Source organism: Brucella sp. HL-2, assembly GCF_025846885.2.
GTDB classification, from domain to species: domain Bacteria; phylum Pseudomonadota; class Alphaproteobacteria; order Rhizobiales; family Rhizobiaceae; genus Brucella; species Brucella quorumnocens.
Map to the genome: position 1 here is coordinate 17,439 of NZ_JAOYTK010000009.1, position 17,732 is coordinate 35,170.

Sequence of the window (17,732 nt, forward strand, 5' to 3'; positions counted from 1 at the left end):
CCGCAGATTTTCATCTGCGGCCTTTTTCATTCCCGTGTAACTATTTGTTTTTACGTATTATCCAACGCAAAACCGCTTCGCTTTTTTACCTCAAATGCTTTAATTACGGAAGTAATCCTGAAGCGGACGAACTTCCAGCGATCCTGCCTTAAGCGCCGCAATGGCTTCAGCGGCTGCTTCAGCACCGGCCATTGTCGTGTAGTAAGGCAGTTTCTGCATCAGCGTTGCGCGGCGGATCGACTTGGAGTCGGAGACTGCACTTGCGCTGTCGGTCGTGTTGAAGACCAGATGGATCTGGCGGTTGCGGATCGCATCTTCCACATGCGGGCGACCTTCGATGACCTTGTTGATCTTGGTCGATTCTACGCCATTTGCTTCGAGGAACTGTTGTGTTCCGCCGGTCGCCATGACCTTGAAGCCGATGCTGACCAGTTTGCGCACGGCACCAAGCACGCGTTCCTTGTCTTCGTCACGAACCGACACGAAAACCGTGCCTTCGCGTGGCAGTTCAACGCCTGCACCGAGCTGCGCCTTGGCGAAGGCAAGCGCGTAGTCGTAATCAAGGCCCATGACTTCGCCAGTTGAACGCATTTCTGGTCCGAGCAGTGTATCAACGCCGGGGAAGCGGGCGAATGGGAACACGGCTTCCTTGACCGCGATATGCGGACGTGCGGTCGGCTGCGGCTTGCCGCCATAGGCATTGAGCGCGTCTTCGAGGCTTTCGCCTGCCATGATACGGGCCGCAACCTTGGCAATTGGCGTTCCAACGGTCTTGGCAACGAAAGGCACGGTACGCGATGCGCGAGGGTTGACTTCGAGGATGAAGATTTCACCATCCTTGATAGCAAACTGAACGTTCATCAGGCCACCGACATTCAATGCCTTGGCAAGCAATGCCGTTTGGCGTTCAAGCTCTGTCACGATCTCAGGTGAAAGCGTATGAACTGGCAGCGAACAGGCGCTGTCACCGGAGTGAATGCCTGCTTCTTCGATGTGTTCCATGATGCCGGAAACATAGCTGTCCTTGCCATCGCAGAGGCAGTCGACATCCACTTCGATGGCCTGTGTCAGATAGGTATCGAACAGAAGCGGGTTTTTGCCCAGCAGCGTGTTGATCTGGCCGGTCTTGTCGTTTGGATATTTCGCCTTGATGTCTTCAGGCACCAGCTCAGGAACCGTGTCGAGCAGATATGTCTGCAAGCCACGCTCGTCATGGATGATCTGCATGGCACGACCACCAAGAACATAAGACGGGCGGACAACCAGCGGGAAGCCCAGATCAGCAACGATCAGGCGCGCCTGCTCAACCGAATAGGCAATGCCGTTCTTTGGCTGGTTAAGGCCGAGCTTGATCAGCAGCTTTTGGAAGCGGTCACGGTCTTCAGCAAGATCGATAGCGTCAGGTGACGTTCCGAGGATCGGAATGCCAGCCTTTTCCAGCGCATTGGCAAGCTTGAGCGGTGTCTGGCCACCGAATTGAACGATGACGCCATGTAGCGTACCTTTCTCCTGCTCAACGCGCAGGATTTCAAGTACGTCTTCTGCCGTCAATGGCTCGAAATAGAGGCGATCGGACGTGTCATAATCTGTTGAAACCGTTTCCGGGTTGCAGTTGATCATGATGGCTTCATAGTCAGCATCGTTGAGCGCGAAAGCCGCATGGCAGCAACAATAGTCGAACTCGATGCCCTGACCGATACGGTTTGGACCGCCGCCGAGAATGACGACCTTCTTGCGATCCGATACTTCGGCTTCCGAACGCGGCTGACCGACGAAAGGCGTTTCATAGGTCGAGTACATGTATGCGGTTGGCGATGCGAATTCGGCTGCGCAGGTATCAATGCGCTTATAGACCGGATGCACGTCGAGCTGATTACGCAGCTTTGCGACATCTTCTGCATCCTTGCCGATCAGTCCTGCAAGACGCGCATCGGAGAAGCCCATGGCTTTAAGCATGCGCAGGTTTTCGGCATCCTGCGGCAGACCATGTTCGCGGATACGGGCTTCTGTGTTGACGATGCCTTCGATCTGTTCAAGGAACCATGGATCGATTTTGGAGACATCATGCACCTGCTCGGTGCTGAGGCCGAGGCGCATTGCCTGTGCGACCATGCGCAGACGGTCTGGCGTTGGCGTGCCGATTGCGGCGCGGATCGCGTTCTTCTCGTCGCCTTCCTCAATGTTTGGAATGGCGATTTCATCAAGACCCGTCAGGCCTGTTTCCAGACCGCGCAGCGCTTTCTGCAAGCTTTCCTGGAAAGTACGGCCAATGGCCATGACTTCACCGACCGATTTCATGGCAGTGGTCAGGATCGGCGAGGAACCAGGGAATTTTTCAAACGCAAAGCGTGGGATCTTGGTGACGACGTAGTCGATCGACGGTTCGAACGATGCGGGTGTTGCGCCGCCGGTGATGTCATTGTCGAGTTCGTCGAGTGTGTAGCCGACTGCAAGCTTGGCTGCGACCTTTGCAATCGGGAAGCCGGTGGCTTTCGATGCAAGCGCCGAGGAGCGCGATACGCGCGGGTTCATTTCAATCACGATCATACGGCCATTGGCTGGGTTAATCGCGAACTGAACGTTGGAGCCGCCAGTTTCAACGCCGATCTCGCGCAGCACCGCAATCGAGGCGTTACGCATGATCTGGTATTCTTTGTCGGTCAGCGTCAGCGCAGGTGCGACCGTGATACTGTCGCCCGTATGCACGCCCATTGGATCGAGGTTTTCAATCGAGCAGATGATAATGCAGTTGTCCGCCTTGTCGCGGACGACTTCCATTTCATATTCCTTCCAGCCGAGAACCGATTCTTCGATCAGAACTTCGGTGGTTGGCGACGCGTCGAGGCCGCGTTCGATGATTTCGAAGAATTCCTGGCGGTTATAGGCAATGCCACCGCCTGTGCCGCCGAGCGTGAAGCTCGGGCGAATGATGGCTGGCAGGCCAACAACGTCCATGGCCTGTGCGGCTTTGGCGAGCGCATGGCTCATGTAACGCTGCTTGCGCTCAACTTCGCCGAGCTGCCATTCGGTTTCCAGCTTGTCGAGTGCCTTGTCGAGATCATCACCGGAATATTGCGCTTTGACTTCGTTGCGCTTGGTTTCGTGGCGCTTGCGATCTTCTTCCTTGATCTCGGTCGCGTTGGCGAGCATCGAGGTCGGTGTGTCGAGGCCAATCTTTTCCATGGCTTCGCGGAAGAGCGCACGATCTTCTGCCTTGTCGATAGCTTCGGCATGCGCGCCAATCATCTCGACATTATAGCGTTCAAGCACACCCATGCGGCGCAGCGAAAGCGCGGTGTTGAGTGCGGTCTGTCCGCCCATCGTCGGCAGGAGCGCGTCAGGGCGTTCCTTGGCAATGATCTTGGCAACAACTTCCGGAGTGATCGGTTCGATATAAGTCGCATCTGCCAGATCCGGATCGGTCATGATCGTTGCCGGATTGGAGTTGACGAGGATGATGCGATAGCCTTCCTCTTTGAGCGCCTTACAAGCCTGCGTGCCCGAATAATCGAACTCGCATGCCTGGCCGATAACAATGGGGCCCGCGCCGATAATCAGGATCGATTTGATATCTGTACGTTTCGGCATGGGCATATCCTGCTTATTAGTGTTAGCGCATATCTTGGCCTCAAAACCGGTTCCCACTTTTGAGAGACATGCTTTTAGCCTGCCAGAAAAGCCCGCACGGTTTTCCGGCGGGTTGGCAGAAGTATATTCTGTGGGCTAAGTGGGCCTTATAGGCAATGATGGTGCAAAGCGGAACCCCACAATTGTGCTTATTTCAAAGAAAATGCGAGCATTCACGAAAATTCTCGATCAAGGCTCCGATTTGCAACCTCTAGGGCGTGTTGCGCTTAATCCCATCCACGGCGCTCGCTCTGGATTCTTTCAATTGTCGCATGTTCGCGAACGGTAAGTGAATCCATTTGAGCGCGACATGCTTTAGTCGCTTCTTATGTTGCGGCCATGTCTTTGTTTGTGATTGGAGTTGCCATTTACTTTTTATGTTGCTGTGCCAACTGTTTGTGCGACAATTGCATGCAATAGATTGCTGCTGTCTTTGTCTGAGACGGCACGGTGAAGGGGAGTTGGTCAATGCGTTGGCAAGGCCGTAGACAAAGCGACAATGTGGAAGATGTACGGGGCCAGCAAAGCGGTGGCCTCGGTGGTGGTTTTGGTCGCGGTGGCGGCGGAATGGGTGGGCCGGGTTTTCGCATCGTTCGCGGCGGCGGTATTTCCGGGATTCTCATTCTCGTCGTGATGTTCTTTGTGTTGCGTGCGTTTGGCATTGATCCACTACCGCTTCTATTCGGTGATGGCAGTATCAACTCCACTCAGACCCAGCAGAGCAGTGGCCGTACTGCGGCTGAAGGTGGCACGGTTGCCAATGATGAGGCGACACAGTTTGCACGCACTGTTTTGGCCGAAACAGAAGATGTCTGGAGCGGCATTTTCCAGTCGCGCGGGCAGACTTATACGCCACCAACAATGGTCCTGTTCTCCGATGGCGTGCGTTCAGCCTGCGGTATGGCCTCTTCGGCATCTGGTCCGTTTTATTGCCCCGGTGACCGCAAGCTTTATCTTGATCTGACTTTCTTCAATGAACTGGCCAATAAGTTTGGTGCATCCGGCGACTTTGCCAATGCCTATGTGATTTCGCATGAAGTGGGGCATCACGTTCAGAACTTGCTCGGTATTCTTCCGCGCTTCAATCAGATGCGTCAGCAGATGAGCCCAGCACAGGCTAACCAGATGTCGGTGCGTGTTGAGTTGCAGGCAGACTGCTTTGCAGGTGTATGGGGCTATTACACGGATCAGAAGGGTATTCTGGAAGCAGGCGACCTCGAAGAAGCAATCAATGCCGCCCACCAGATTGGCGACGATACGCTGCAAAAGAGAAGTCAGGGCTATGTTGTACCTGAAAGCTTCAACCACGGCACATCGGCACAGCGTGCCAAATGGTTCCGGCGTGGTTTTGAAAGCGGAAAGATTGAATCCTGCGATACATTCAGCGGTGATATCTAACTGGTTCTTATGATAGGACTGAGAGGCGGCTTAGGCCGCCTTTTTATATGGGCGATAGGCGACGGCCCGCAATAATTTTACCGAGCATCGGGCTTGCTGTGGAATAATTTTCCCTGTAAAATTTAACGGCAGCGCGGCCCTTTTTGTCAGCCATTCGTGACGCTCAGTTTTGAGCGGCGATTGCGCGCGATTCTTTCCAACAATCAAATTATTATGCTTTGTTGCGGCTTGTCCGCATGTGCATTTCAGGTGTTCCATGCATAATCCCCAGTTTGTGCGGCGGGGCTTGTTACTCGTCTTTATGACTCTTTTTCTCGATATTATCGGCATTGCAATCATTATGCCGGTTCTACCGACTTATCTTGAAGAACTCACTGGAGCGGATATCAGTACGGCCGCCGTTGATGGCGGCTGGTTGTTGCTGGTCTATGCGGCAATGCAATTTCTGTTTGCACCGATGATCGGTAATCTCAGTGATCGCTTTGGTCGGCGCCCGGTGTTGCTGGCTTCGATCTTCACCTTTGCGATTGATAATCTGATTTGTGCACTCGCAACCACTTATTGGATGCTGTTCATCGGTCGTGTGCTGGCAGGTATCAGTGGTGCCAGTTTTGCTACCGCGTCCGCCTATATTGCCGATGTCAGCGATGACAGTAATCGTGCACGCAATTTTGGTCTTATCGGCATTGCCTTCGGGGTAGGTTTTGCACTTGGGCCGGTTCTGGGCGGATTACTTGGCGAATTTGGCCCACGTATACCGTTTTACGGGGCGGCATTTCTGTCGTTCGTCAATTTCATTCTGGCCTATTTCCTGTTGCCTGAAACATTGTCACAGGAAAACAGACGCACGTTCCAGATCGCCCGCGCCAATCCGCTAGGTGCGCTTAAACAGATGCAGACCTATCCAGGCATCGGCTGGGTAATATTGGTGTTCTTTCTGTTCTGGCTTGCCCATGCGGTTTATCCATCGGTCTGGGCATTCGTGGGCGCCTATCGCTACAACTGGAGTGAAGCGCAGATCGGTTTGTCGCTTGGCCTTTTTGGCATTGGCGCGGCAATTGTCATGGCGCTCGTGCTTCCAAGGGTCCTGCCAGTCCTTGGCGAACGGCGCACAGCAATTACCGGCGTGCTGTTTTCATGCTTTGGCATGATTGGTTACGCAATCGCGTGGCAGGGATGGATGGTGTATGCGGTCATCTTTCTGACTGCACTGGAAGGTCTGGCCGACCCGCCATTGCGCAGTATTGCTGCAGGCAAGGTGCCGCCTTCTGCTCAAGGTGAATTGCAGGGGGCGCTGACAAGTGTTTCGAGCATAACGACTATTATAGGTCCGCTCATCTTCACGCAGCTGTTCAGCATTTTTACGGGAACGAATGCACCGTTCGTCTTTGCCGGAATGCCTTATGCCGTTGGGGCTGGGCTGATCTTCCTCGCATTTGTCATTGTTGTGGCAAGAGTGCGTCCGGCTGCATCGTTTAGGGCCACTGGTATCTGAGCGCTTTAGCGATAAAAAAAAGGCCGGAGCATCAGCTCCGGCCTTTTCATTTATAGACAAAGAGTTAGAGCGGCTCCAGTTAAGAATGAATCTTTGGAGCTGCTCCATCTATTCGTTTTTGCGCAATATCCCACTCAAAACCGCTTCGCACTTTTGCTGTAAATATAGCGTGTTAGTGCGACCTTTGTGCGCCCAAAAGGGCGCACGGCGCTCTAATTCGCTTTATTCAGATTGCGGTTCACGCTGCCTGGTCGCGTTCTGGCAGAAGAGCTTCGCCCTTCTTTTCGCGGATCAGATTGATGAACCGGCGGAAGAGGTAATGGCTGTCCTGTGGGCCAGGAGAAGCTTCCGGGTGATGCTGTACCGAAAAGATCGGCTTGCCGATAACGCGTAGACCGCAATTGGTGCCGTCAAACAGCGAAACATGTGTTTCCTCGACATGCTCAGGCAGGCTGTCGGAATCGACCGCAAAGCCATGGTTCATCGATACGATTTCTACCTTACCGGTGGTGTAGTCCTTGACCGGATGGTTTGCGCCATGATGGCCCTGATGCATCTTTTCAGTCTTGGCACCGAGCGCCAATGCCAGCATCTGATGACCGAGGCAGATGCCGAAAACTGGCAATTCGCTGTCTACGAGCTTCTGGATCGTTGGCACGGCATATTCGCCGGTTGCTGCCGGATCGCCGGGGCCATTGGAAAGGAAGATGCCGTCTGGATTATAGGCGAGAACATCCTCTGCCGTGGCTGTGGCTGGCAATACAGTGACCTTGGCACCAAGGCCTGACAGCAGACGCAGAATGTTGCGCTTCACACCGAAGTCGAGCGCGACAACATGATATTGCGTGGCTGACTGTTCGCCATAGCCGTCTTCCAGCGCCCACGGTGTCTGGTCCCAAGTAAGGCTTTGGCCAATGGTGACATCTTTTGCCAGGTCGAGATTTTCAAGGCCGCTCCAGTTTGCAGCGCGGGCCTTGAGCGCATCGATGTCGAACTTGCCGTCCGGATCATGGGCGATGACCGCATTCTGCGCGCCACGCTCACGGATAAGCGAGGTGAGGGCGCGCGTGTCGATGTCAGCCAGCGCGATGACGCCGCGGTTCTTCAGCCATGCATCGAGATTTTCCGAAGCGCGGAAATTGGATGGGTTGGTGATGTCGGCTTTGAAAATTGCGCCCACAGCACCGTGACGGTTGGCAGGTGTGAGGTCTTCCACGTCTTCTGCATTGGTGCCTACATTGCCGATATGCGGAAAAGTGAAAGTAACGATCTGTCCTGCATAGGATGGATCAGTCAGAATTTCCTGATAGCCGGTGAGGGCGGTGTTGAAGACCACTTCGGCTTCAATTGCGCCAGTTGCGCCAAGACCCTTGCCTTCAATCACTGTGCCATCAGCAAGCACAAGAACGGCGGTTCGCTTTGCAGTCGTCCAGGGTGCTGTCTTCGATGTGGCTTCGGTCATGGCGTGCACTCCTGTCAGGTTTCGCGCTTGCCGTCTGGCGCGCGTTCTACGTTATCAGTCATGCGGCATGTATCCGTGTTTCAGCCGCCCGATGTCAGACAGCTTGAAAAATGGAGTTTATGGGGCCATATATGCGCCAAAAAGCAGCGGGGATTAAACTTCCCGCCGCGAGCACATGCCGATGTCCTGCTAAGCCTCGAGCAATAGAGAAACTTGAGCGCGTGGTCAATCGTTTGAACGCAAGCTTTTCAGGAAATTGTGAGAGTAATGCCTCATTCTTTCTATGATGGTTGTTCTGACAGGTCGGATTAGGCGTGTGATTGCTTTATGGGCCCGGTTCTGGATACAAGGGCTCTGATTTTTCATTATTACGCATGACGTCATTGGAAAAGCGAGTTTTTTGCTTTTTGGCGATATGCGCTAACACCGTCAGGAGAGACGTATGCTTCGCCAGGAGATTTCTCAGGCACTCACGCAGGCTATGAAGGCTCAGGATAAGCTGCGCCTATCGACATTGCGTCTGATCATGGCTGCGGTGAAGGACCGTGATATTGCCAATCGTGGCGCTGGCAAGGACCCGGTCGGTGATGAGGAGTTGCTCGGCATATTGGGCAAGATGGTCAAGCAGCGCGAAGAATCTGCGCGCATTTATGAAGAAGGCAACCGTATTGAGCTTGCCGAAGGCGAGCGTGCAGAAATTGTTATCATCAATGACTTTTTGCCTGTGCAGATGAGCGATGATGAAATCAAAAAAGCCTGCGTGGACACAATCACCGAGATCGGTGCACAAGGTTTGCGAGACATGGGCAAGGTGATGGCAGCTCTTAAAGAGCGCTATGCTGGTCAGATGGATTTCACCAAGGCCAGCGCGCTGGTGAAAACGCTTCTTCAGTAGAAGCGTCTAAGTTTTCAATGAAAAAGCCCCGCCGAAGCGGGGCTTTTTTACAGCATAATTCCTTAAACTTGAATCAGTTTAAGATAGAATTATGCTGTAAATATAGAGAATTAGAGCGACCTTTGTGCGCCCAAGAAGGCGCACGGCGCTCTAATTCTGCTTCGCTGTTTTCAATCGTGTCGAGCCGAGCAATCCTTGTTCTTCAAGGACTGGATAGGCCATTGATGCGAGCAGCGAATTGATCTGCTTCAAATCGCGAATGGTATCGAGATGGATGGTGCTTGTCTCGATGCTTCGGGTTGACCCCTCGCGCAGCCGCGAGAAGTGACGCATGCTCGTCTGCTTTTCCAGATCGCGCAGATTGTCTTTCTCCTGCACGAGCAGGCGGGCAGTCCGCCCATCACGCGAGACGATGACATTGAACGCCATGTGGGCGTTGGCAAGCACCATGGCGTGGAAATGGCTCAGTTCCTTCCAGCCCTCTTCGGTGAATTCGAGATTGTGATCCATCTTCTTCTGCACATGCGCGAGCATGTTTCGCACGATGATATCGCCAACCTGTTCGAGCTTCACACATGCGCCCATCAGTTCCTGCATCCGCAAAGCTTCAAACTCGTCGAGGTCTTTGCTTGCGAGCTTGGTGAGATAAAGCTTGATGGCAGCATGTTTCTTGTCGACCCGGTCGTCGAGGCTTGCCAGTTCGTTGATGCGCGCCTGATCCGGCTTTTCGTAGAGATCGATAATCCGGCGCAACATGACTTCAATTGTATCGCAAACGCCAACAACTTCGCGCGTTGCATTGGCGAGCGCCTGTGAAGGACGATCAAGAACGGCATTATCAAGAGCACTGTACTCTTCGACTTCAAGCGGCTGGGCGGGTGCGTTCTTGTCTGAATTGAGATGAACCAACGCTTCAGTCGCACGGAGCACCAGTCCAGACAATGGAATGCCTGCGACCATGACGATAACGTTGAACAGAATGTGGGCGTTGACCACTTGTGAAACAGGGTCGCCACCAAGGAAGCCAATCGACGGCTTAAACGTCTCAAACAGGATCAGCATGAGTAGCGAGCCAGCGCCGCGCATCAAAAGATTGCCGAGCGGTACGACTCGGGTTTCGGGTGGTGCGTTGCGGGTCAGGATCGGCGCGATGATTGACGAACCAAGATTGACGCCAAGCACCATGACCACAGCAAGTTCCGGCGTGATCAGTCCGCGCGATGCAAAAGTAGTCAGCAGGATGACACCCGCGATGCTTGAATGAAACAGCCAGGTCATCAAGGCTGCCAGCAGATAGGCGGTCACGGGATCGCTGGAGAGATAATCCACGATGACGGGCAGAAGCTCGCTCTGACGCAGTGGCTCTGTCGCCTGTCCTGTCATTTCCAGTGACATGATGAGCAAACCGATGCCGACAAGAATGCGCCCGATTTGTCGCCAGTCACGTCGCTCTGTCGTCATGAAAATGGCTGTGCCTGAAACGAGGCATAGTGGAACCAGCAATGTCAGATCGTAGCTCAGGATTTTCACAACGAGCGCCGAACCGAGTTCACCGCCGCGCACGGCCATCAGACCTGCAACGCCACTGACGATACCCGAGCCGACAAAGGAGCCGACCAGTAGCGTCACAGCTGTCGAGCTCTGTAAGGCGATAGCCAGAATAAGGCCAAATGCTATCGAAAGCAGTGGGTTCTGCATCTGATTGCGCAGGCGGCGTCGCAAACGATCGCCATAGGCACGCTCCACGCCCGTTCGCACCATGCGCGTCGCCCATAATAGGAGCGCGACTGCACCGGCAAGATGCAAAAGGACCAGAGAACCGTTCACGGAAAAATCCTTTCGGGGTGTGAGGAGAATTGGATCTCGATTGGGTTAAGCTTACGCAACAAATAAAGAAAAAATATGTTCCGGCTAACCATATTCGTCGGAAATATGGGCCGGAAATGCTCTGAAATCAAGCGTCGCAATTGTAATGTGACAACTATATGACAGTTTTATGAACAGTGCGACTGTATGCAATCATTGTAATTCAGAGGCGTTCAGCATGTGATTAGCGGGGAGGGCCGCTTGTGTGTGATGGACTGTGTGTCTGCGCACGCCTATATATATTCGACTGGATACCATGGTTACAGCGGTTCCAGTTGCGACTGAATCGTTGAAGCCGCTGTAATTATTTTTTACGCATTATCCTACGCAAAGTCGTTTCACAGTTTTGCTGGTAATGCTTATCTGACCCGAAAGTGACAATCGTAATGCGTTTTCCGCCATCCTTTCTTGATGAGATCAGAGATCGCGTGCCGATCTCGACGCTGATCGGAACGCGCGTTTCGTTTGACCGTAAGAAGAGCAACCCGCCAAAAGGCGATTTCTGGGGCTGTTGCCCGTTTCATGGTGAGAAGACCCCAAGCTTTCACTGTGAGGACCGTAAGGGTCGTTATCACTGCTTTGGTTGTGGGGTGACGGGTGATCATTTCAAGTTCCTGACTGATCTGGAAGGTGCGAGTTTTCCCGAAGCCGTCGAGCGTGTTGCCGATATGGCCGGGGTGCCGATGCCGGCGCGTGATCCGGAAATGGAAAAGCGCGAAGCGCAGCGTGCGACGCTCTATGATGTGATGGAGCTTGCGGCGCAGTTTTTTGAAAGCCAGCTACAAAGTGCGTCGGGCGCGAAGGCGCGCGCTTATTTGCGCGATCGCGGTCTTTCGAGTGCGACGCAACAGACATTCCGCATCGGCTATGGTCCGGAATCGCGCAATGCGCTCAAGGAATTTCTGGCAGCCAAAGGCATTTCGAAAGAGCAGATCGAGGCTTGCGGTCTTGTCGTTCATGGCGAGGGCATCGCTGTTTCCTATGATCGCTTCCGTGATCGCATCATGTTTCCAATCGAGGATTTGCGTGGACGTATCATCGCTTTCGGGGGGCGTGCGCTTTCCGCTGATGCGCCTGCGAAATATCTGAATTCCCCGGAAACTGAGCTCTTCCATAAAGGTCGCGTGCTTTATAATGGCCTTCGTGCACGTAAAGCCTGCCAGCCGCAGGGTGGCGAGCCAGCCAAGCCCATTATCGCGGTTGAAGGTTATATGGATGTGATTGCTCTGGCGCAGGCGGGCATTCATCAGGCGGTGGCTCCACTTGGAACGGCGCTGACTGAAGAGCAGCTTGAACTGTTGTGGCGCATCAGCCCCGAGCCGATCCTGTGTTTTGATGGTGATGGAGCAGGTGTTCGTGCGGCACATCGTGCTGCCGATCTTGGACTGCCCACTTTGCAGCCGGGAAAATCCTTGCGCTTTGCGATGCTTCCCGAAGGACAAGACCCGGACGATCTGGTTAAGGCTGAAGGCCCATCAGCTTTTTATTCTGTTTTGCGTGATGCCAGGCCGCTGGTTGACATGATCTGGACACGCGAAACGGCAGCGGGAGTATTTGATACGCCTGAACGCCGTGCGGAACTGGAAGCGCGCTTGCGTGAAATCACCACTCGCATCGCAAATGAGGACATTCGACGCCATTATAGTCAGGAAATGCGTGACAGAGCGCAGGCATTTTTCGGGCAGAGGCGGCAAAATAATGGCGGAAATGCGTTTAATCGCGACAAAGGCAAGGGCCGTGGTCCGCAGGCTGGTGGTCGCAACGGTAACGCAGTTGGCGGGCGTCTGGCTTTTTCGGACAGCCTGACACGGTCCAATATGGTCAAAGGCCGTAATGCGCCTCTGCGTGAAACTGCAATTGTGTTGATGTTGCTCAATCATCCGCGCCTGATCGAAGAAGACTTTGAAACAATGGCGGCGCTCGATCTCGAGCATGACGCTTTGAAGGTTCTGCATCTGGCGATGCTCGACGTTCTGGCATCGGATCATGTCGACGATGGTTTCGCGATGCGCAAGGCGCTGGTCGCAGCCGGACATGGCGAACTGATCGAAACGCTGGAAGCTGTTGTCCGACGCACGCGGGAATGGACGGCCACGTCGCAAGCAGCGGAAGATGACGTCCGCGAAGCATTAAAGCAGGCGCTTCACTTGCATCAGCGCGCGCGCACCCTACATAGGGAACTGCGCGCTGTTGAAGCATCGCTTGATAGCGATGAAACGGGCGAAATTTTCGCACGGCTTATTGATATTCAAAAACAGATCGCTCAGGCAGAAGCTACCGAAGCCCTTATCGACGGTTTTGGACTTTCCTCAGGACGCGCATCCGGCGGTTCGTAACCGCACTCAAGTGAGGCACTCATGGTGCCCGAATCACTTTGAATCGCTTAAGGACTCGAAACTGCCGGAAATGGTGGGTTTCGTGAATCTTTAGCGGCTTAAAGGCGTGAGAACGCGCCGCGACAATAAATGATTCGCTTTTTAGACCCGAATCAGGTGAGTCGCTCTTGACGTGGGCCAGAAATGACGGAATCACGACAGTTCGAGCAAGGATTAAAGAACTGATATTGATAAACGTTCCTTAAGTGGACTCCTGAAATTAGCCTTGATGGGCAACAGTCAAAGACCGGGCGGGCCTTAAAGGCGACCATTGATCCCGGATCTACCCACAAGAATTTGGAGACGGCAGGATCGGTTAATGACGGCACGGTTAATTCGGCATTAACACGAAATCAGCTATTCGCAGAATCAACAGTTAAACGGCGCTCTCGCAAAACCGTTTGACCACTCTATATATCTTAGACGCGACCGGTGTCGCCTGGAGACGAGCAATATGGCAACGAAGGCTAAGGAAAACGAAGAAGCCGAAGTCGAGCGCGAAGGTGCGACCGACGGGCCGCTTCTCGACCTTTCTGACGATGCTGTCAAGAAGATGATCAAGCTTGCGAAGAAGCGCGGCTACGTCACTATGGACGAGCTGAATGCCGTGCTGCCTTCCGAAGAAGTGACATCTGAGCAGATCGAAGACACCATGTCCATGCTATCGGACATGGGTATCAACGTGGTTGAAGACGACGAGCAGGAAGCTGATCGCGACGACAGCAACGATGATGATACGGAAGAAGGCGGCGATCTGGTCGAGACGACCGGCACTGCTGTTGCCGCTACCACGACTAAGAAAGAACCGACTGATCGTACGGATGATCCTGTGCGCATGTATTTGCGTGAAATGGGTTCCGTCGAGCTTCTGTCGCGCGAGGGCGAAATCGCCATCGCAAAGCGTATCGAAGCCGGTCGCGAAACGATGATTGCCGGGCTTTGTGAAAGCCCGCTGACCTTTCAGGCCATTATTATCTGGCGTGAACAGCTGAATGAATCCAACATTCTGCTGCGTGAAATCATTGATCTCGAAACCACTTATGCTGGCCCAGAAGCCAAGCAGGCACCAATTGTTGAACGTGTGGAAGAAGAAAAGCCACGCGACGACAAGTCTGTGCGCCGTTCGCGTGACGACGACGACATTACCAATGTCGGCGGCGATATGCCTGCGGAAGAAGAAGAGGAAGACGAGGACGAAGCCAACCTGTCGTTGGCGGCTATGGAAGCCGAGCTGCGCCCGCAGGTTATGGAAACGCTTGATCTTATCGCTGACACGTACCGCAAGCTGCGTAAGTTGCAGGATCAGCAGGTTGAAAGCCGTCTGGCTGCAACTGCCGATCTGTCTTCGAGCCAGGAGCGCCGCTACAAGGAACTGAAAGATCAGCTGATCAAGGCTGTGAAGTCGCTGTCGCTGAACCAGAACCGTATTGAGCAGCTGGTTGAGCAGCTTTATGACATCAACAAGCGTCTCGTCCAGAACGAAGGTAAGCTGTTGCGTCTTGCTGAATCCTTCGGCGTCCGTCGCGAAGAGTTCCTGAAGGAATATCAGGGCCACGAACTGGATCCGAAATGGGTCGACCGCGTCAGCACTCTGTCGGCGCGTGGCTGGAAGGAATTTGCAGCCAAGGAAGAACGTGCGATTGATCGTCTGCGTTCGGAAATTCAGATGCTGGCCACTGAAACTGCGATTTCGATCGGCGAATTCCGCCGTATCGTCAATCAGGTTCAGAAGGGCGAACGCGAAGCAACCATCGCCAAGAAGGAAATGGTAGAAGCCAACCTTCGTCTCGTTATCTCGATTGCCAAGAAGTACACCAATCGTGGCCTTCAGTTCCTCGATCTTATTCAGGAAGGCAATATCGGCCTGATGAAGGCGGTTGATAAGTTTGAATATCGCCGTGGTTACAAGTTCTCGACCTATGCGACATGGTGGATTCGTCAGGCAATCACACGTTCGATTGCTGACCAGGCCCGTACCATCCGTATTCCGGTGCACATGATCGAAACGATCAACAAGATCGTTCGTACATCACGCCAGATGCTGCATGAAATCGGTCGTGAGCCTACGCCGGAAGAACTGGCAGAAAAGCTGGCCATGCCGCTTGAAAAAGTGCGCAAGGTTTTGAAGATTGCGAAAGAGCCGATCTCGCTCGAAACGCCAGTGGGTGATGAAGAAGATTCACATCTCGGCGATTTCATCGAAGACAAGAACGCGCTTCTTCCAATCGATGCAGCCATTCAGGCAAACCTTCGCGATACGACGACCCGTGTTCTGGCATCGCTTACGCCGCGTGAAGAACGCGTACTGCGCATGCGTTTCGGTATCGGCATGAACACTGACCACACACTTGAAGAAGTCGGTCAGCAGTTCTCGGTAACACGCGAACGTATTCGTCAGATTGAAGCGAAGGCGCTGCGCAAGCTCAAGCATCCGAGCCGTTCGCGCAAGCTGCGTTCGTTCCTTGATAGCTAAAGCATGTCGCCCGGAGCCGGAAACGGTTTCGGGCGATGTTCTTAAATAAAAAGAGAGGGAGCGACATGTCCTTTTTGAAGCGTCTTTTCGGTGGTGGTTCCACCGAAGAAACTCCAGCAACGCCAAAAGAAGCTGGGCGTCTGGAGTACAAGGAATTTCTGATTATCGCGACGCCTTATAGCGAAGGTGGACAGTATCAGGTCTGTGGTGTGATTTCCAAGACGATCAACGGCGAGCTGAAAGAACACCGCTTTGTTCGCGCAGATCGTTGCCCCGGTATCGAAGATGCTGCGAGCATTTCTCTGAACAAGGGCCGCCAGATCGTCGATGAGCAGGGCGAAGCCATTTTCCGCTAAGCCGTCAGCAACAAAATTGAAAAAGCCGCGCATCAAAAATGCGCGGCTTTTTATTTTGATTTGTCAGTGCGGGTGGCAGATGAAGCCGACCATTTTTCGGACGACTGGCAAAATAGCCAGCAGAACCGGAAAGGCGATGAGCCATGAAAGAACCCATGAGGTCATCCAGCTTGATGCAAGCTCAGGATGGCTAAAGCCAAGGTTTTTTGTGGTTGCGATCAGTGAGACGACGAATGTCATCATGATCGAGAGAATGAAAGGCATCACAATAGATGCATAACGCGCTGGCAGTTTTCTGCAGCGAGTGCCTTCAAACTGAGACATGTGTATTCCTGAATATTATGCGGGAAACGTGCAACGAAACATCAAAAATGGATAGCCGTTCCCTGCTAAATTGATGCGTTGCCTAACGTAAGACGCTTACGGTCATAAGGATGACGAGGGTTCTTTAACCCAAGAATACTCAGCATTCAATAGCGAAGGGCGGCGATTTGCCCATGCCACTAAGCTCGTAATTGCTCTATATGCTGCGGCATGGATAAGAAACCCTTTTGGCAAACCAAATCACTTGAGCAGATGACTCGCAATGAGTGGGAAAGCCTGTGCGACCGGTGTGGTCAGTGCTGCCTGCATAAATTGCTGGATGACGATACCGAGCAGGTTTACTGGACAACGGTTGCCTGCACGCTGTTGGACGCGCATAGCTGCAAGTGCAGCGACTATCCCAACCGCCGCAAAACTGTGCCCGATTGCGTGTTTCTGACGCCGGAAATTGTCTATGAGGTTAACTGGCTGCCGGCAACCTGTGCTTATCGCCTTGTTGCGGAAGGTGCAGATCTTTATTGGTGGCACCCGCTCGTTTCTGGTTCACCCGACACAATCTATGAAGCCGGTGTTTCCGTTCGTGGCAAGGTGACAGCGTTTGATCACGAATTGGCGGATGAAGAAGAATATCTCGAACACATGGTTCCGTTGGATTACAGCGGTTCCAGTTAATATTAGATCGTTGGAACCGCTGTAACTATTTGTTTTTAGGCATTTCCGAACACAAAACCGGTTCCCACTTTTGCTGGAAATGCTTTAGAGCGCGTTTCGATCTGATTGGATCAGATCGGTGCTATTGGGGACATTAATTAAGTTTAATGTTCTTCCGTCAGTATTTCCCAACAACCTAATCTTTTTTACCAAGTGCTTGTTTTATAATATTTTTTCGCATGTTCTTTTGCAGCGGTGTATAGCGGTGTTTACCAAGCTGAATGCGGTATGAACGTGAACTTGGCTTTGCGTTCATATTCGCTACGCTACTTATCGGATGTCTCGGGTGAGGATCACCTGACAAAAGTTCGAAAGGGTTTCAAGATGTCCGCAATTTCGCTCAAGTCGTTCGTTGTCACTACGGCAATTGGCTTTGCTGCTGTCTTCACCGCTGGTGCTTCAGCAAATGCTGCATCGCCTGCATCAACTCCTGCGGTCAGCACTGCAGCGCATTCCCCTGTGGTAAATATTGACTATCGCGGAAATCGCCATCATGCCCGTCCGCCCCGTCGCGGCCCGGCCTGTTCGGTTGAAGGTGCAAAGATGAAGGCGCATCGCATGGGTATCCGTAACGCACGCGTTGTCTATCGCGGGAAATCGGTTCAGGTCCGTGGCTTCCGCCAAGGCCGCCCAACTGGCGTTGTGTTCGCCAATGTACGCGGTTGCCCTATTATCCGCTAATTGCAGCCGGATTGAATAAAAGCCAACCTGAAAACTCAGGTTAGCTTTTTTGTTAGCTAAGACTGGCAA

13 protein-coding genes are annotated in these 17,732 nt (G+C 53.1%); 8 read left to right on the forward strand and 5 right to left on the reverse strand.

What is annotated here, in order from left to right:
• Positions 1-99: 99 nt before the first annotated feature.
• The gene (gene carB, locus OIV19_RS12360; protein WP_095447065.1) at positions 100-3,588 is read right to left on the reverse strand and encodes a carbamoyl-phosphate synthase large subunit; all 3,489 of its coding nucleotides are present in this window, start codon (positions 3,586-3,588) and stop codon (positions 100-102) included.
• 507 nt (positions 3,589-4,095) lie between these two features.
• On the opposite strand from carB, the gene ypfJ reads away from it, so the two are divergent.
• On the forward strand, positions 4,096-5,025 hold the full coding sequence (ypfJ, locus tag OIV19_RS12365; protein WP_095447064.1) for a KPN_02809 family neutral zinc metallopeptidase: 930 nt from the start codon (positions 4,096-4,098) through the stop codon (positions 5,023-5,025).
• Between the two features lie 30 nt (positions 5,026-5,055).
• Here the strand turns inward: ypfJ and OIV19_RS12370 are convergent, their stop codons facing one another.
• Positions 5,056-5,283, reverse strand: coding sequence for a hypothetical protein (locus tag OIV19_RS12370; protein ID WP_191793712.1), 228 nt, complete (start codon positions 5,281-5,283; stop codon positions 5,056-5,058).
• Between OIV19_RS12370 and OIV19_RS12375 the strand changes: the two genes are divergently transcribed.
• Positions 5,282-6,520: a TCR/Tet family MFS transporter gene (locus tag OIV19_RS12375; RefSeq protein ID WP_264231827.1), complete on the forward strand. Its 1,239-nt coding sequence runs from the start codon at positions 5,282-5,284 to the stop codon at positions 6,518-6,520. The genes OIV19_RS12370 and OIV19_RS12375 overlap by 2 nt on opposite strands.
• Positions 6,521-6,758: 238 nt before the next feature.
• Here OIV19_RS12375 and carA read toward each other — a convergent pair whose 3' ends face one another.
• Positions 6,759-7,982, reverse strand: coding sequence for a glutamine-hydrolyzing carbamoyl-phosphate synthase small subunit (carA, locus tag OIV19_RS12380; RefSeq protein WP_264231828.1), 1,224 nt, complete (start codon positions 7,980-7,982; stop codon positions 6,759-6,761).
• Between the two features lie 442 nt (positions 7,983-8,424).
• Between carA and OIV19_RS12385 the strand changes: the two genes are divergently transcribed.
• A complete protein-coding gene (locus OIV19_RS12385) occupies positions 8,425-8,877 on the forward strand; it encodes a GatB/YqeY domain-containing protein (protein ID WP_264231829.1) in 453 nt (150 codons plus the stop codon).
• 150 nt (positions 8,878-9,027) lie between these two features.
• Here OIV19_RS12385 and OIV19_RS12390 read toward each other — a convergent pair whose 3' ends face one another.
• Complete coding sequence (locus tag OIV19_RS12390) at positions 9,028-10,704, reverse strand: Na/Pi cotransporter family protein (RefSeq protein ID WP_095447060.1); 1,677 nt, start codon at positions 10,702-10,704, stop codon at positions 9,028-9,030.
• A 425-nt stretch (positions 10,705-11,129) separates the two neighbouring features.
• Between OIV19_RS12390 and dnaG the strand changes: the two genes are divergently transcribed.
• The 3 genes from dnaG to OIV19_RS12405 all read left to right on the forward strand — a co-directional run bounded on the left by dnaG (position 11,130) and on the right by OIV19_RS12405 (position 15,947).
• Positions 11,130-13,079, forward strand: a complete 1,950-nt coding sequence (dnaG, locus tag OIV19_RS12395) for a DNA primase (protein ID WP_264231830.1) — start codon at positions 11,130-11,132, stop codon at positions 13,077-13,079.
• Positions 13,080-13,572: 493 nt separating this feature from the next.
• Entirely contained in the window at positions 13,573-15,591 is a 2,019-nt protein-coding gene (gene rpoD, locus OIV19_RS12400; RefSeq protein ID WP_151094950.1) for an RNA polymerase sigma factor RpoD, read from the forward strand.
• A gap of 65 nt (positions 15,592-15,656) precedes the next feature.
• Positions 15,657-15,947, forward strand: a complete 291-nt coding sequence (locus OIV19_RS12405; protein ID WP_264231831.1) for an HlyU family transcriptional regulator — start codon at positions 15,657-15,659, stop codon at positions 15,945-15,947.
• Positions 15,948-16,010: 63 nt separating this feature from the next.
• On the opposite strand, the gene OIV19_RS12410 is transcribed toward OIV19_RS12405, so the two are convergent.
• Positions 16,011-16,271: a DUF2798 domain-containing protein gene (locus OIV19_RS12410; protein ID WP_264231832.1), complete on the reverse strand. Its 261-nt coding sequence runs from the start codon at positions 16,269-16,271 to the stop codon at positions 16,011-16,013.
• A 210-nt stretch (positions 16,272-16,481) separates the two neighbouring features.
• Here OIV19_RS12410 and OIV19_RS12415 point away from each other — a divergent pair, with 210 nt between their 5' ends.
• Positions 16,482-16,943 (forward strand): YcgN family cysteine cluster protein, encoded by a 462-nt coding sequence (locus OIV19_RS12415; RefSeq protein WP_264231833.1) that lies wholly within the window; start codon positions 16,482-16,484, stop codon positions 16,941-16,943.
• Positions 16,944-17,306: 363 nt separating this feature from the next.
• Complete coding sequence (locus tag OIV19_RS12420; RefSeq protein WP_095447934.1) at positions 17,307-17,663, forward strand: antifreeze protein; 357 nt, start codon at positions 17,307-17,309, stop codon at positions 17,661-17,663.
• Positions 17,664-17,732: the final 69 nt, after the last annotated feature.

Excerpts from the sequence above, each read along its gene's own strand:
- carB (WP_095447065.1), bottom strand. The coding sequence starts at position 3,588 with ATGCCGAAACGTACAGATATCAAATCGATCCTGATTATCGGCGCGGGC.
- ypfJ (WP_095447064.1), top strand. The coding sequence starts at position 4,096 with ATGCGTTGGCAAGGCCGTAGACAAAGCGACAATGTGGAAGATGTACGG.
- OIV19_RS12375 (WP_264231827.1), top strand. The coding sequence starts at position 5,282 with ATGCATAATCCCCAGTTTGTGCGGCGGGGCTTGTTACTCGTCTTTATG.
- OIV19_RS12370 (WP_191793712.1), bottom strand. The coding sequence starts at position 5,283 with ATGGAACACCTGAAATGCACATGCGGACAAGCCGCAACAAAGCATAAT.
- carA (WP_264231828.1), bottom strand. The coding sequence starts at position 7,982 with ATGACCGAAGCCACATCGAAGACAGCACCCTGGACGACTGCAAAGCGA.
- OIV19_RS12385 (WP_264231829.1), top strand. The coding sequence starts at position 8,425 with ATGCTTCGCCAGGAGATTTCTCAGGCACTCACGCAGGCTATGAAGGCT.
- dnaG (WP_264231830.1), top strand. The coding sequence starts at position 11,130 with ATGCGTTTTCCGCCATCCTTTCTTGATGAGATCAGAGATCGCGTGCCG.
- rpoD (WP_151094950.1), top strand. The coding sequence starts at position 13,573 with ATGGCAACGAAGGCTAAGGAAAACGAAGAAGCCGAAGTCGAGCGCGAA.
- OIV19_RS12405 (WP_264231831.1), top strand. The coding sequence starts at position 15,657 with ATGTCCTTTTTGAAGCGTCTTTTCGGTGGTGGTTCCACCGAAGAAACT.
- OIV19_RS12410 (WP_264231832.1), bottom strand. The coding sequence starts at position 16,271 with ATGTCTCAGTTTGAAGGCACTCGCTGCAGAAAACTGCCAGCGCGTTAT.
- OIV19_RS12415 (WP_264231833.1), top strand. The coding sequence starts at position 16,482 with ATGGATAAGAAACCCTTTTGGCAAACCAAATCACTTGAGCAGATGACT.
- OIV19_RS12420 (WP_095447934.1), top strand. The coding sequence starts at position 17,307 with ATGTCCGCAATTTCGCTCAAGTCGTTCGTTGTCACTACGGCAATTGGC.